Source organism: Leptolyngbya sp. Heron Island J (assembly GCF_000482245.1).
Lineage (GTDB): Bacteria > Cyanobacteriota > Cyanobacteriia > Phormidesmidales > Phormidesmidaceae > Leptothoe.
This window is the reverse complement of sequence record NZ_AWNH01000071.1, coordinates 97,750-111,685: the sequence shown is the minus strand read 5'-3', so window position 1 is coordinate 111,685 and position 13,936 is coordinate 97,750. Positions and strand designations below refer to the sequence as shown.

Here is a 13,936-nt window from a genome sequence, read left to right as displayed (position 1 = left end):
ATCTTCGCTAAGGTAAGGTCATTAAAACCCTCATCTCCAGTTGATGAGGCAGCAATAATGAAAATTTCTCCCAAGCAAATCGGTTTATATGCAGGCTTACTTCTGGTTGGCAGCGGTGCTGGCTGGGCCAGTCATAGCTATTTTTTCAAGCCCGTCGTTGAGGAACCGGATAGCGAGCTACCTATCGCTACTTCGATTTTGCAAACGACCGCTGAGCCTACAGAAGCTGTAGCTCAACCTCAGCCGCGTAGCTATCCTCCGATTGATAATCCTAATTTTATTGCAGCTGCAGCTGAGCAGGTAGGGCCTGCTGTGGTTCGTATTGATGCTTCTCGATCGGTGAGAGGCGTATCCGAACCCTTTGAGCATCCTCTCTTTAAACGATTCTTTACAGACGAGTTTCCAGTAGAACCAGAACTGCCTGAGCGCCTAGAACAAGGCACCGGTTCTGGATTCATCCTCAGTAGCGATGGTCAGGTCATGACCAATGCCCATGTAGTCGAAGGCGCACAGACGGTTAACGTTACTCTTAACGATGGCCGCACCTTTGAAGGTGATGTTGTGGGTACCGATCCGGTGACCGATGTGGCTATTGTCAAAATTGATGGAGAAAAGCTACCCACGGCTCCCCTGGGCTCAACCGATAATCTGGCAGCAGGGCAATGGGCTATTGCCATCGGCAACCCCTTGGGATTAGACAATACTGTCACCGCTGGCATTATTAGTGCCTTAGGTCGGACCAGTTCTCAAGTAGGCATCTCTGATAAGCGCGTCCAGTTTATTCAGACCGATGCAGCTATCAACCCAGGTAACTCTGGCGGGCCACTACTGAATGCCCAAGGCCAAGTTATTGGCATGAATACCGCTATTCGTGCTGGTGCTCAAGGTTTGGGTTTTGCGATCCCAATTGAAACTGCTAAACGAATTGGTGATCAGCTTTTTGAAGATGGGGAAGTACAGCATCCTTACCTGGGTATCCAGATGGTCAATCTTGATCCGGATATGCGTCAGCGCATTAATGCAAGCGAAGACATGGACTTTGCCATTGAGGCCGACTCAGGGGTTATGGTTATTCGCGTTATGGAAGACACACCTGCCGAAGCTGCCGGTATCAAACGGGGTGATGTGATCAGCAAGGTGAACGAAGTAGAGGTCGCCACTGCTACCGATGTGCAAGCCCAAGTAGAATCAAGCAGCATCGGTAAATCTCTTAAGGTTGAGGTGGATCGCAATGGTGAATTAAAAACACTAGAAGTGAAACCAACTAAGATGCCTAATGGACTCCATTAGACAAGGCCTGGTCAGCTAGCTCAACTTCACCTCAGACTATTGTTGTGCATAACACACTGTTTTGCACAACCCATGCATTTGGAGAATTAAAGGCCAGGCTAGCTGTCTACATCCGAAAGGTCGCTATCCAAGTCATTATCTAAAGCCGATACTCCAGCAAGACTGGATTCAAGCTCCATGCGCTGCTCCATTTGACGCAAGAAATAGCCTGTCATCATCGCCGACGCGAGCAACCCAGCTAGATTCTCACGGTCAGTTGTCACCTGGACATTGAACCCTTCAGAGGGAAGCACTCCAATTAGCCCCTGAACATTTTGAGAAATGATTTGCTTGATCTCACCACTCACTGATTGAGCAACACGGGTCAGGACCTCAGGCGGCTGATGTTGCAGATACTTCAGTAACTGGTTGACTTGCGTATCTTCAGAACCCATGCCGATGAATTGGGCGCTATCAGGGTTAAACATAAATGGTTATGTATTGCTTCTAATTACCTTAGCGTGATAAAGCCGATTTCAGCTAGCACTTCCACGAATCATCAGTGTGAACGACATATCTTCAACATGCCCTAACATACTCGTTAGATTAACGATAGCTTAATAGGCTATTAACTCCTTGATAAACCTGTCAAGGCTCTGAGAGCACTACTGAATCAATCGTTGAATCATTATCAGGTAAAGCGCTTGAGACTATCGGAACCTCTGAACTGGCAGATAAATCATCAGCATGTTCCGTAGTTTTCTCCAGGGTTGTTTCGATGGATTCTGAGGGCTCCTGCGTGGCTTCAGGTAAATTAATTTGTGGAAGTTTATCAATTTCAAACCGTTGATAAAACTTTTCGGTGACTTGCAACCAGAAAGAACGGCCATCGGATTGACGACGGCGACGCACAAACCCCTGATCGACTAGCTCATGCACATGGCCATAGGCCCCTGACCCGCGTAAATCGACTAAGTCCGTCTGGCTAATGGGTCCTCGCATCGCTATTGCTGCCAGAGTTCTCAGGGCACCTAATCCGATATCTAGAGGAATCAGCTCATCTAGGAGGGGCTTAAATGGTTGTCGTAGTTGCAGGCTATATCCATTTTCAGTCTCAGCAATCTCCAAAGCTCCATCCCGGTGAGCATAGTCGCCCATCAGTTGAATCAGACTTTCCTCAGCAGTATCTTTATCGCACTTGGCATACTCGGCAATCTGGGCAATGTTAAGAGGTTTTGCCTTGAGGTATAAGATTGCTTCAATGGTGTGGGATAAAGACGCCATAGTTACAACTACTTGCAAATGTGGGTCAAGAATAGCGCAGGGGCATCACTTATGGATGCCCAAGATTCCAAGTTAGAACGCCCCACCTTAGGCTTCATGCCACCATTAGTTGGCAGCAATACGAGTCAGCAAAACTGGGCAGGGGGCATTGATGCGCACGTAGTCAGATAAAGAGCCACCGAGTAAACGATCAATATCCGGAAGCCCCTTGGCAATAGAAGGTCGACGATCGGGAGACCCTAAAATCAGCAGATTCACATTGAGTTCATCTGCCAGCGCACAAATACGTTGACCGGGCTTGCCTTCTGGTGCCAGGCAACGATAGTTGATACGATACCGTTTCGCTTCTGCGATCGCAGGAGCCAGCACTGGATCAGTTTCCGGATTGGCATTAATGGCCTCATCAATGGAGCTGCGTAAATTAGACAATGTATGCACAAAGACCAGCTCACTGTCTTTAATATCACGGGTTAAATCGATAGCAACCCTCAGCGACTCCCTGGCCATATCTGATTTATCAAGGGCCACTAGGACGCGCTTAATCGGGCGAATACTGTAAAGATCATCTTTCACCAGTAGCATCGGCTTTGAGGACAGCTGAAACACATACTGACTGACCGAATTCTTAAAAATTGCCTTCAGTCCACCCAGGCCACGAGACCCCATAATAATTAGGTTAGCGTCAGTTTCATCAGCCACCTTACAGACCATATCCTTAGGTTCACCTTCAAGTAACATCGGGTTAACCTTTGAGTCTTCAATTCCTAAACGAGCCACTGTCTCTGCAAGCTGCTGCTCACTATCAGCCAGCTGACTGTCCATTTTGCCCGCACTGTTTTGAGGTGGAATGACCTTCAACACGGTCACCTGAGCCCGCTGAATCATTGGAATTTCCAGCAGGGCTTTAAACATGGTCTCGGTGTTGCCTGGACCAGAGCTAGCTAGCAAAATCTTTTCGATCATTGAATAAACCCTATGGGATAAACTCTCAAAGATGTTAAATACCTATGATACGCATCCCGTTTTTGTAAACTACAGTAGGGTTCACAATTCGTAGTTTGGTAAATATTTTCTCTATGACTCACCGCTGGTTTGACTATAGGTTTCGAGTACAGCCTCATCACACAGACTATAGCGGTGTTGTTTGGCATGGCACTTATATTCAATGGATGGAAACAGCACGAGTAGAGTGCCTCCGTTCCCTGGAATTTGCATTTGAGGAATTCGTCGAAGCAGGCTACGACTTACCCGTTGTCGATCTCCAATTACGGTATCACCAACCCCTCACATTAGGAACTGAAGGCTTGGTCAGAACTCGACTAGACGTGAAACAACGGGTCAAGCTGACTTGGCTGTATGAGATTTACAATACAACGCCTGAAACACCTCAGCTTTGTATTACAGGACATGCCTTACTAGTGCCTATCGACATGACTAAACGGAAAATTGCCCGACGGCTACCCACCAAATTACAACCCATGTTTGACTCACTGGTGGAGTATTTTGCAGCTTAGTCATTAACAGCTAAATCTTCTAGTGCTTCACCAGCCACCCGACAGGTACGCCAGTCATTAAGCATGACAGCACCTTTGGACATATAAAAATCAATGGCAGGTTGATTCCAATCCAAAACACTCCACTCAAAACGTCCGCAACCTTTAGCTAAAGCAGTCTGGGCGAGATATTGAAAAATGGCAGTTCCAATACCTCGTCGCCGATACCCAGGCAAAACAAATAGATCTTCTAAATAAATGCCTGGTTTCATTAAAAACGTGGAGAAATTAAAAAAATAAAGCGCAAAACCAGCAGGAGCCCCATCAATACGAGCAACAATAGCGTGGGCTTTTGGGTGATCACCAAAAAGATATTTCTCCAAATCTTCTGGTGCGCCACTCACGGCATGGGCCAGGTTCTCATATTCGGCCAAAGCCATGACAAGTTCAAACAGTAAGGGGACATCATCACGGATTGCGGGGCTAATATTAATGGGGGCTGCCATTGAGTGATTAGTGAAAAATAGATAAAAAATGACTAAAGCGATGAAGCCAAACGACTGGTAACACGACCAAGAATGCAGGTTGCTTCGATGACACCAAAGTGTCGACTGTCACGGGCACTAGGCTCATGAGCATTATCGCTGATCAGGTATACACTACCGTCATAGAAGATTTCGCTGACTCGTTTAACCAGCAACAAAGGCAGAGCAGAGCCCTGGTTGACACACTGCTCAGACACTCCTGATAGCTTGACATAACTGCTCCAGCGTACAACTGCAATATCTCCTACTTTGATAGCGCCGCCTATCTCTGCCAAAACCGTATCCCCTGGCATTAAAGTCGGCACCATAGAATTTTCCCGCACTATAAACCGCTGTCGTCGCCTCAACAACCACTGAATGTACTCTCTCCATCCAGAATCAGGAATTGGGTTTTCTACTAGAGGACGTCGTCCGCCCATTGTCATTGCCCCATACAGATATAAAAATCCCGCAAAGCAAACACTTTGCGGGACATCTTAAATACTGACTATACAGCCACTAGCTAGCCGTATACCAAGCCACATCACGGCCTTTGGTTGCCCAGAAGATGTTGTGAATCTTCTCAACAGCCGCCATCAGTTCTTCAGCATGCTGCTGGCTAACTTCTACTTTGCAAGCGGAGCAAAGCTTAGCAGCTTTCCAGAAGGTATCGTGCAGGTCGGGATAGGACTCTAGGTGTACCGGCTTGAAGTAGTCAGTCCACAGAATCAGCAAATCCTCCTTAGTTTTTTGAGCCTGCTCTTCCTTGATCGCAATGTAACGAGAAAGAGTGTTCGCGTAGGCTGCTTTACCAGCTGCATCAGCTGGCTCCTCAAGGGCCAAAATTTTCTTAGTCATTGAGAGCACAGCTTCAGCGGTGATGCGAGCAGCAGACGGATCGTAAACACCACAGGGACCATCACAGTGGGCATGGACCTCAGTAGCCGGGAACCAGGCGTTTAGTAATGCAATTGCGTTGTTGAGCATAGTCACCAATCGGTTAATTATTTGATGGGTCGTCTGCCAGAAGCTTCGTCGGAAAAATCCTTCAGCGAAATCGTCCAGCGCAGTTAACAGTATACTGCCGTTTTCCCATCCCTCTCTGGGGGATACCAAAGGACGTATAAGGATTTATTTTGCAATATTTATAATATTTTTGTACTATTACCGGGGTAAACTCATGGGAGCAAAGCAACTACCCTAGTCAGATCGTTGAGATATAAAGGTTTAGGCCATTGGCCAGATTGGTTATCGGATACCGCCAAAACAGCACTCTTATTGCTGGCCATCACAGGCTGCGATAATTTAGTCACGCAGACAGCCGACCCCAATGCCCATTTGCCCCCATGTGCTGAACAAAACTGCGACTGTGGTGACTTTATTAGTCAAGAATTAGCCCAGCGAGTTCTTGATGGTTTCACAGGCGACCCCCATAACCTAGATGGTGATGGCAACGGGCTTGCTTGCGAACAGCTACCCAAAATCACACCTGAATTAGACTGGGAGACCTATTTCTCCAATAATCCCCATATTGCCCTAGGAAATCCTAGTCATGCAGGACAAGAGAATATTGATAATTACTTAATTGATCGAGAGCAGTATGTGCTGGCATATAGTCAAAGTCGTGGAATTTTGCACTGGGCCAGCTGGGTATTGAATCGTGACTGGATGGGCAGTATCGATCGACAAAATGACTTTCGTCCTGATGGAGTACTACCCAAGGGAGCATACCAAGTTACCCCTGGAGACTACACCAACAGTGGCTACGACCGAGGACATATGGTGCCTTCTGCCGACCGTACGGCCAGCCAGCCAGACAACTCAGCAACATTTCTAATGACCAATATTTTCCCCCAGATCGCTGAGAACAATCGCGGACCATGGAAAGAGCTGGAAAATTATGGTCGTGACTTGGTCTATGAGCAAAGGAAAACGCTTTACATCATTGGTGGTGTCTATGGTCAAAAGCAACCCATTGCGAAGAGGCGGATTATTCCCCCCAGTCGGACCTGGAAAGTCATTGTTCTTTTTGACGATGAACCGACTGTGGACAACGTTACCTATAACACTGAAACGATTGCTGTGGATATGCCTAACAGTGCTCAACTCGACGAACAATGGCAGACGTATCAAACCTCAATTGATCGGATTGAGCTAGCTACAGGTTATGACTTGTTGTCGGACGTTCCTGATACAGTACAGGCAGTAATTGAAGCTCAGCGTAGTAGTCGTTAAGTCTCCACAATTTTAGTTTTTACTCCAACCACCTGCTCATCCTCAGTTTCTCCGATGAGATAAACATCCATTTCCCCATTACCGATACGGTAGACTTGGAGGTTTTCTAAGGTAGTTTCAAGTAAATCTCGCAAATTTCGATAGCGTTCGACCAGAGTTAATTCACGAGAATCAAACCAGGCTCGCTCTACGGTCGCTTGTCCAAAAAAATCATCAAGGCTAACGGTGACTATCGGAGTATCGTCTGGGTAGTTCTTAAGCAGACTATCAACCTTGGGGCACTGAGCACCAGCTGATAAGATCGCAACCTCAAAGGGATAGTCTGTTTCACTGCGCCATAACAAGCCTTCGCAAGCAGCTTCCAGCTCAGGTATCAGATCTTGGGTTGTAGGCATAACCAATGGGAACAGGTTAAGGGGCTTACTTAGGAGTGAAGAGGTTCTGAACGGATGAGTCATGCTCAAAATTCAGACCTTATTCAAGGTTGACTCCCTAAGTGATATTATCCGGTGTTGTGGCAATAGATACATCAAACCACTAAACCATCACCCTGAAAGCCCAGCTAACTATTATCCTGTAAATGCTGTTTTAGAAACGCCACAGTTCTTTGCCAGGAAAGGTCTGCAGCCTCAGCGTTATATCGGGTGCCGGATGGATTAGCAAAGGCATGGTTAGCCCCTTCATACATATAAATCTCAGTATCTTTACCTAGACCATTTAACGCTGTCTCAAATGCCTGAACCGTATCAGGAGAAGGGTTGGTATCCAAGGCTCCAAAGTGCCCTTGAATAGGCATTTGCAGTGCCTCAAGGATAGCTGGATCGGTGGAAATTTGACCGCCATAATAAATCACAACTGCATCGAGATCAGTAGGTAAGGCAAGGGCGGTATTCAGTGACCAAGAGCCCCCAAAACACCAGCCAATACTGCCGACCTTCGTAGCCTGCTGGGCGTCAACCAGATAGTTGTGAGCGGCGACTACGTTTTGAGTAAGTCGCTCTGAATTTTGAATGGCAGCCTGGACGAGGGTTCTAGCTTCATCAGGGGTTTCTGCCACTTGACCATCGTAGAGATCAACAGCTAGAGCAGCGTAGCCTTCTGCCGCCAGCCGACGGGTCATAGTACGGATATTGTCATTGAGCCCCCACCATTCTTGAATCACGATCAGACCTGGTAGAGGAGAGGCGGCATTAACCGGCTTAACCAGATACCCCTCAAAAGGAACGTCGTTAAAGGTGCCGTAGGTAACATCTTCTGCGACCACCAAATCGGGGTCAACATCCTTTGCCATAGGAGACGCCACAGGCGCATCGTCTGTGTGGAGTTCTGCCATAGCGTTACTCTGGTTATCGGCAGGAGTTGGACTCGATGAGGGAAGATTGACCAAGGCACAGCCAACGGCTAGTAAAGCTGTAACTAAGGCAAGACCTAACAGTTTGCGCATTGCTTGCAGGTACTATAGCAACGGTTTAAAGGTACTCAATTTTTGTAAAAACAACCTGAGAAAACTTTTTATGGGACGGCAACGGTGTCCAATAGCTGAGCAATAATGGGTTCACTCTTGTGACCACCGCTGGCAATAACTCGATGAGCTAAGACGGGTATGGCTAGGGCCTTAACATCGTCCGGCAAAGTATAGTTTCGATCTTCTAGAAAGGCTAGAGCCTGTACCGCACGATAAAGGGCCACTGTGCCCCGTGGACTGACACCCAGAGCAACATCTTCATGAACACGGGTAGCGCGGACCAGGTTAATCATGTATTGCTGGACCGATTCTTCCACTTTAACCTGCTGGCACTGCTGCTGCAGACTATGCATTTCGTCTAGCGTGATGCAGGGTTGTAGGTCGGCGGGTTTTACGGGCTGCCCCAGATTGTGCAACATTTTGAGTTCTTCCGCAGCGGTTGGGTAACCCAGGCTCAGAGACAGGGCAAAGCGATCCATTTGGGCTTCAGGTAGCGGAAACGTGCCTTGATACTCCACCGGATTCTGGGTAGCAATGACAAAAAATGGGTCGGGCACCGGACGCGAGACACCGTCAAGAGTGACCTGATGTTCTGCCATCACCTCTAAGAGTGCTGATTGGGTGCGCGGTGTCGCCCGGTTGATTTCATCGGTGAGTAGTATGTTGGCGAAGACTGGCCCTGGCATGAATTGAAACGCACCGCTGCTGGGATTCCAAATATTGGTTCCTGTTACATCACTGGGAAGAAGGTCTGGAGTACATTGAACGCGCTGAAATTTACCATCAATGCAACGGGCTAAGGATTTGGCTAGCAGAGTTTTGCCTACACCGGGCACATCTTCGAGCAGAACATGACCACCGGAGAGAAGTGCCACCAGCACTAGTCGAATGGGGTCTTCTTTACCAACAATGGTTTTATTGAGGTTCTGGACGATTTGATCGATGCGATCGCGCATAGCTGCCCTTAGGTGAACTGACTACAGCTTACCCATAGAGTTCAAGATTGCGGAATGACCTGGCTCACTGGCAACCGTTTCCAGACATATACCCCAATATAGCCAACGGATAATGGCGATGTACACGAGTGTCACATCCATCAATATGTCCTAGACAGCAGATCAAAAAATGCTCACCCTATTTGACCCCATAAGGAGAATTTTTACTGCCCTTTTGGATGATTCCAAGGGCTGGAGACCATTGTGAAGAAACAAGAGATACTGCAACCAGTAGTATGACCCCGTTGGTCATTCCTGCATATTACATCAATGATAACCATAGATACCGACAAGGAGACGCATTCACTGGCATACAGCTATCTGCGAACGATGATTCTACAAGGCTTAGTGAGAAAAAGATGATGCCCTTCTCAGTTAGGTATAATTCCGAATTCAACGCTGTTGAAACAATCTTTAAGGGAATTATTAACGAAGCAGACATGCAGGCACAAATGCTGGAAAGTTGTGCGATCGCAGCAAAATATGCAGCATCCTATGCCATTAGTAATTTTACAGCCGCAACTCTTAGAGTATCTATTGTATTTATCTACGACATGCCTGAGCTTTGTGAACGCATGGGGGGTAATCGTCCCGTTCGACTGGCGTTAATCAATCTGAATCAAGAGAATGACGAAATGATTGGTTTTTATCAGCTAGTCAGTCAAAACAGGGGCTGGAATGTACAAATCTTCTCTAATACTCAACAAGCAAAAGCCTGGCTACTGACTTAGGGTTAGCTACCAAGGACAGCTAGCACGGCAACACACTGCAAGGCCTTCAGCCCTTTACCCGAGTCCCATGATTCACAGCTAGCAGCTCTATCCTGAATAGGTTAGACATTCACCCGTTGGGACAAATCCTGAAGCAGCCAGTGGGCATGGTGTAACCAGAGCACATTAGCAATATCGTTTTTAATCCTCCTGAGATAACGGAACAAAGCTGGCCTCAGAGAACTGTTTAAATATCAAGACGCCTTTGATTCTGGGGAATTATGAGGGTTTTCACCTAAGAGGCGTTTGATCCTAGGCAACAATTCACCAAATCGAAAAGGCTTATGGAGGCAGTCATCCGCGCCGAGTGCAATGGCTCGAGCACAATCTGCCTCACCCCGCGCAGTAATAATCATGACTGGGATTGACTGGTTAGTTCTACGTAGCCCTGTGAGTACATCAAAGCCATCAATTTTAGGTAGCCCCAAGTCCAAAAGAACAAGGTCAAAGTTATCAGCAAGCACCTTATCCAGTGCCTGACGACCATCAAAAGCTGACTCAGCATCATGATGCTGCCGTTTTAGCCCCTTTTCTAAAAATGCAACAATCCGAGGTTCATCATCCACAAGCAGTATTTTAGCCATGTCTCAAAGCTACCGTTCGTTCACAAAGTGCTGTTTGTAAGTATGGGAACGAATGTTAAAGCCTGAATGATAGCGAAATGAGAGATCACTCATTTTTCAGACGGTAGCCCATACCTCTCACGGTTTCAATAAAAGTACGGCCCAGTTTTTTGCGCAAGTAGCCAACATAGACATCAACAATATTTGAACCCGGATCATAGTCATACCCCCAAACATGATCGAGCAATTGTTCACGACTTAATATTTGCCCTGCATGCCGAATAAAAGTTTCAAGCAAAATAAATTCTTTGGTTGAAATTTTAATCATCCGATCGCCTACTCGAACTTCACGGGAACGCAGATTGAGTTCGATCTCGCGAAAACTCATCGTATAAGGAATAGCTGGGGCAGGCTGATAGCTAACGGTCTCTCGTAAACGAGCGCGGATTCGCATCAGCAGCTCCTCAAAGCGAAATGGTTTGGTCAGATAATCGTCAGCACCTAGCTCAAAACTGGTAACTTTATCATCAACTTCATGACGCGCCGAGAGAATAATGATTGGCATGACAATTCCCTGCCCCCGCAGCCGTTCAAGCACGGTCAAACCACTCATTTGGGGTAGTCCTAAATCGAGAATCATCAGGTCAAAGTCTTGATTTAGGGAAACTGCGATCGCATCGTCACCATTATCAATGATCGTTGTAGAGAAGCCATTAGCACGCAGTCCCTTCTCAATAAACTCTGCTACACGCAGCGCGTCTTCAACAATTACAATACGGCTCATAGGAAGAAATACACAACGAGGGGAAATAAAAGGCGTACAGACTGCCACCCTTCATCATTAGCAAACTAAAGCATTTATTAAACCCATAAATAGTAAGACATTACTAAACAGTTTTTTAGAATAAAGTAGTGATTTCGTGGCCATATTGAGCTGACATTCTGCCCAACAATTCCAATTAGTACCAACAAGAAACTGAGCTAGTGATATGAAGCCAATATTCGACACAATGCAGCCACATAATTAGAAGTATTATTTTAGTCTTTAGCTAGTATGGCTAAAATAGAACCATTACCAATACTACCTATCGGCTATTTTTCGACCACCAACTGACAGTATCCAGTTGACTAGTTAGGAATATCATCAAGCATCATTGACTAATTCAAATCAAACCTTCACGAACAGCCTTAGCAGCAGCCTGCACACGATCATGAACGCTCAGTTTACTCAGAATGTTACGGACATAAGATTTAATTGTGCCTAACGATAGGTAGAGTTGGTTAGCAATGTCCTGGTTAGAAGCCCCCTCGCTAATTAACTGTAAAACCTCGCGTTCACGTTCTGTCAGAGTAGATGATGATTGAAGTTGAGATGACGCTATGGTTGCGTTTGCTTTCAACATTGATGCTAGCTTGTGAGCAATTTGGGGATCTAAATACGTTCCTCCCCCCTGAATCAAGCGTAAGGCAGCCACCAGCTGTTGCCAGTCAATACTCTTGAGACAGTACCCATCAGCACCAGCCGCTAACATACCGACAACCTGGTTATCTTTGCCAAAGGCGCTCAAGGCCAGCACTCGAATCTCAGTTTCCAACGCTTTAATAGATTGCGTAGCAGAAATACCATCTAAAACAGGCATCTCAATATCCATTAAAACAATATTTGGCTGTAGCTGAGTAGCAAGGTCAATAGCCTGTTGCCCATTTTCAGCTTCACCCACTACTTCAAAATCAGGTTCCAGACTAAATTGGCCAACTAATCCACGTCGCATAAGAGCATGGTCTTCTGCCAAAAGAATACGAATGGGAGTGACGGACTCTGACATACAGTTCACACACCAACCTTTATGCTAGCGCAAACGCAAATTTAACCATCATGCGTCGGCAAACTAAACCAAAATGTAGCCCCAGGAGCCTGATGGTTATCCACCCAGATTTTACCTCCGTGAGCTTCAATAATTTGACGGCATAAGTATAACCCTAACCCGGCTCGGCCCTGACGTCCCGTCGCTTGAGAAAACCGATAAAACACTTGACTACTCTCCTGGGCATTGAGACCTGGGCCTTGATCACAAACAGCCACCTGTACGTTTTTGCGATCGGGTGATAAGACCTTAATTAAAACCGTTTTTCCAAAATCACTAACACGTACGGCATTATCTACTAAATTTTGCAGCACTCTCTGAATTTCAATAGCATCCCCGTACACCGTCGGTAAGTCAGAAGCAATATGTGTCTTGAAATCACATTTACCCTCAGTGCTAGTTTGAATCCATGTGAGCACACGCTCACACAATTTAGTCCAATGCAAGGGTTCACGATTGAGCAACTGACTACCCCCCGCTTCATAGCGACTGATATCCAACAGCGTTTCCACCAATTTGATTAAATTCTCATTACCTTCACAATAGTCTCTTAAGACATCGAGAAGATTCTCATTAAGCGAGCCAAAAGCACCATTAAGCATCGCATTGAACGTCATCCGATTAGCCAGCAGGGGCGTGCGTAAATCATGGGAAAGGGTACTAATCAGATCTTCTAGCTGCTGATTTCGCTTTTGGATACGCGCTTGCCGAACAGCGATATCCGCTGCCATGCGATTAAGTGTAGTCGCTAGCTGACCCATCACATCTTCTGATGTGTGGTGTATCCTTCTCTCTAATTGACCGCCATGCCACTTATGACCGACCTCAATTAACTGTTGCAATGGGATAAGTACACGTTGTTGTAGCAAAATAAAGTTGAGACTGCCACCCACAACAATGAGGGCAATACCAATAATATTGAGACCTACTCCTAAAACAATCAGCCGATCTAACCGCTTTATTCGCTCATTTTGTTTGAGAATAATAGATTGCTCGTAAGTTAAAATACGATCAACTGCTTCTCGCAGAGTATCTAGGGAACTTTCCTCAGCATCTAAAATTGTCTCATCAAAGGTACCATTTAGAATAGGTTGAGCAAATTTACGAAGCCATTCGGCATGAAAGGTTTCAATATTAGCTAACGTCTCTTGCTGTGAGCTATTTTTCGCTAACAATTGCGATAGTTGCTCCAAGCTTAATTCAAATGTCTCACGTCCTGCTTGATATTGATCTATAAACCTTTTATTTTCGGTTAGTAAGTATCCACGCAACGCAACTTTTTCTTCGAGTGCCGATCTCAATAACCGCTCGCTTTCACGTTTAATCTGAAACGCCTGGTTAATGTCATCGGTCGTCTGCTGTTTAGAAATACCCACTACAAGCCCCAACAGATCCTGGGCTAAGAGCAGGAGAATCAACACCATAAAGCTGGCATACAATGGTGCAAATAGACGTTTTCTTAGAAAAGATAAG

General features: G+C 46.2%; 17 protein-coding genes. 4 read left to right on the top strand and 13 right to left on the bottom strand.

Annotation, left to right across the window (positions count from 1 at the left end; translation table 11 throughout):
- The first annotated feature begins 57 nt into the window (after window positions 1-57).
- A complete protein-coding gene (locus tag N836_RS59790; RefSeq protein WP_023074410.1) occupies window positions 58-1,290 on the top strand; it encodes an HhoA/HhoB/HtrA family serine endopeptidase in 1,233 nt (410 codons plus the stop codon).
- A 98-nt stretch (window positions 1,291-1,388) separates the two neighbouring features.
- Here the strand turns inward: N836_RS59790 and N836_RS59785 are convergent, their stop codons facing one another.
- From N836_RS59785 to N836_RS59775, 3 genes are all read right to left on the bottom strand, one after another.
- Complete coding sequence (locus tag N836_RS59785) at window positions 1,389-1,757, bottom strand: DUF760 domain-containing protein (protein ID WP_023074409.1); 369 nt, start codon at window positions 1,755-1,757, stop codon at window positions 1,389-1,391.
- Window positions 1,758-1,917: 160 nt separating this feature from the next.
- Window positions 1,918-2,553 carry an SMC-Scp complex subunit ScpB gene (scpB, locus tag N836_RS59780; RefSeq protein ID WP_023074408.1) on the bottom strand — a complete coding sequence of 212 codons (636 nt, stop codon included), beginning with the start codon at window positions 2,551-2,553 and terminating at the stop codon, window positions 1,918-1,920.
- 105 nt (window positions 2,554-2,658) lie between these two features.
- The gene (locus N836_RS59775) at window positions 2,659-3,516 is read right to left on the bottom strand and encodes a universal stress protein (RefSeq protein ID WP_023074407.1); all 858 of its coding nucleotides are present in this window, start codon (window positions 3,514-3,516) and stop codon (window positions 2,659-2,661) included.
- A 113-nt stretch (window positions 3,517-3,629) separates the two neighbouring features.
- On the opposite strand from N836_RS59775, the gene N836_RS59770 reads away from it, so the two are divergent.
- On the top strand, window positions 3,630-4,067 hold the full coding sequence (locus tag N836_RS59770; RefSeq protein WP_023074406.1) for an acyl-CoA thioesterase: 438 nt from the start codon (window positions 3,630-3,632) through the stop codon (window positions 4,065-4,067).
- Here N836_RS59770 and N836_RS59765 read toward each other — a convergent pair.
- The 3 genes from N836_RS59765 to sodN all read right to left on the bottom strand — a co-directional run bounded on the left by N836_RS59765 (window position 4,064) and on the right by sodN (window position 5,686).
- The gene (locus N836_RS59765) at window positions 4,064-4,552 is read right to left on the bottom strand and encodes a GNAT family N-acetyltransferase (protein ID WP_023074405.1); all 489 of its coding nucleotides are present in this window, start codon (window positions 4,550-4,552) and stop codon (window positions 4,064-4,066) included. The genes N836_RS59770 and N836_RS59765 overlap by 4 nt on opposite strands.
- A 32-nt stretch (window positions 4,553-4,584) precedes the next feature.
- Window positions 4,585-5,010 (bottom strand): S24/S26 family peptidase, encoded by a 426-nt coding sequence (locus N836_RS59760; RefSeq protein WP_161635002.1) that lies wholly within the window; start codon window positions 5,008-5,010, stop codon window positions 4,585-4,587.
- Window positions 5,011-5,089: 79 nt separating this feature from the next.
- The gene (sodN, locus tag N836_RS59755; protein ID WP_235071128.1) at window positions 5,090-5,686 is read right to left on the bottom strand and encodes a superoxide dismutase, Ni; all 597 of its coding nucleotides are present in this window, start codon (window positions 5,684-5,686) and stop codon (window positions 5,090-5,092) included.
- Window positions 5,687-5,782: 96 nt separating this feature from the next.
- Here sodN and N836_RS0138760 point away from each other — a divergent pair, with 96 nt between their 5' ends.
- A complete protein-coding gene (locus N836_RS0138760; RefSeq protein WP_023074402.1) occupies window positions 5,783-6,805 on the top strand; it encodes a DNA/RNA non-specific endonuclease in 1,023 nt (340 codons plus the stop codon).
- Here the strand turns inward: N836_RS0138760 and N836_RS59750 are convergent.
- The 3 genes from N836_RS59750 to N836_RS59740 all read right to left on the bottom strand — a co-directional run bounded on the left by N836_RS59750 (window position 6,802) and on the right by N836_RS59740 (window position 9,226).
- Window positions 6,802-7,200, bottom strand: a complete 399-nt coding sequence (locus N836_RS59750) for a nuclease A inhibitor family protein (RefSeq protein ID WP_023074401.1) — start codon at window positions 7,198-7,200, stop codon at window positions 6,802-6,804. The two genes, N836_RS0138760 and N836_RS59750, sit on opposite strands and share 4 nt — an antisense overlap.
- Before the next feature lie 167 nt (window positions 7,201-7,367).
- Window positions 7,368-8,249, bottom strand: a complete 882-nt coding sequence (locus N836_RS59745) for a dienelactone hydrolase family protein (protein ID WP_023074400.1) — start codon at window positions 8,247-8,249, stop codon at window positions 7,368-7,370.
- Window positions 8,250-8,317: 68 nt separating this feature from the next.
- Window positions 8,318-9,226 (bottom strand): AAA family ATPase, encoded by a 909-nt coding sequence (locus N836_RS59740; protein WP_023074399.1) that lies wholly within the window; start codon window positions 9,224-9,226, stop codon window positions 8,318-8,320.
- 275 nt (window positions 9,227-9,501) lie between these two features.
- On the opposite strand from N836_RS59740, the gene N836_RS59735 reads away from it, so the two are divergent.
- Window positions 9,502-9,996 carry a hypothetical protein gene (locus N836_RS59735; RefSeq protein ID WP_152532213.1) on the top strand — a complete coding sequence of 165 codons (495 nt, stop codon included), beginning with the start codon at window positions 9,502-9,504 and terminating at the stop codon, window positions 9,994-9,996.
- Window positions 9,997-10,229: 233 nt separating this feature from the next.
- Here the strand turns inward: N836_RS59735 and N836_RS59730 are convergent, their stop codons facing one another.
- The 4 genes from N836_RS59730 to N836_RS59715 all read right to left on the bottom strand — a co-directional run bounded on the left by N836_RS59730 (window position 10,230) and on the right by N836_RS59715 (window position 13,887).
- The gene (locus tag N836_RS59730) at window positions 10,230-10,619 is read right to left on the bottom strand and encodes a response regulator transcription factor (RefSeq protein WP_023074397.1); all 390 of its coding nucleotides are present in this window, start codon (window positions 10,617-10,619) and stop codon (window positions 10,230-10,232) included.
- Between the two features lie 85 nt (window positions 10,620-10,704).
- Window positions 10,705-11,382: a response regulator transcription factor gene (locus N836_RS59725; protein ID WP_023074396.1), complete on the bottom strand. Its 678-nt coding sequence runs from the start codon at window positions 11,380-11,382 to the stop codon at window positions 10,705-10,707.
- Window positions 11,383-11,761: 379 nt separating this feature from the next.
- Window positions 11,762-12,424: a response regulator gene (locus N836_RS59720; protein WP_023074395.1), complete on the bottom strand. Its 663-nt coding sequence runs from the start codon at window positions 12,422-12,424 to the stop codon at window positions 11,762-11,764.
- Window positions 12,425-12,465: 41 nt separating this feature from the next.
- A complete protein-coding gene (locus N836_RS59715; protein ID WP_023074394.1) occupies window positions 12,466-13,887 on the bottom strand; it encodes a sensor histidine kinase in 1,422 nt (473 codons plus the stop codon).
- Window positions 13,888-13,936 lie beyond the last annotated feature (49 nt).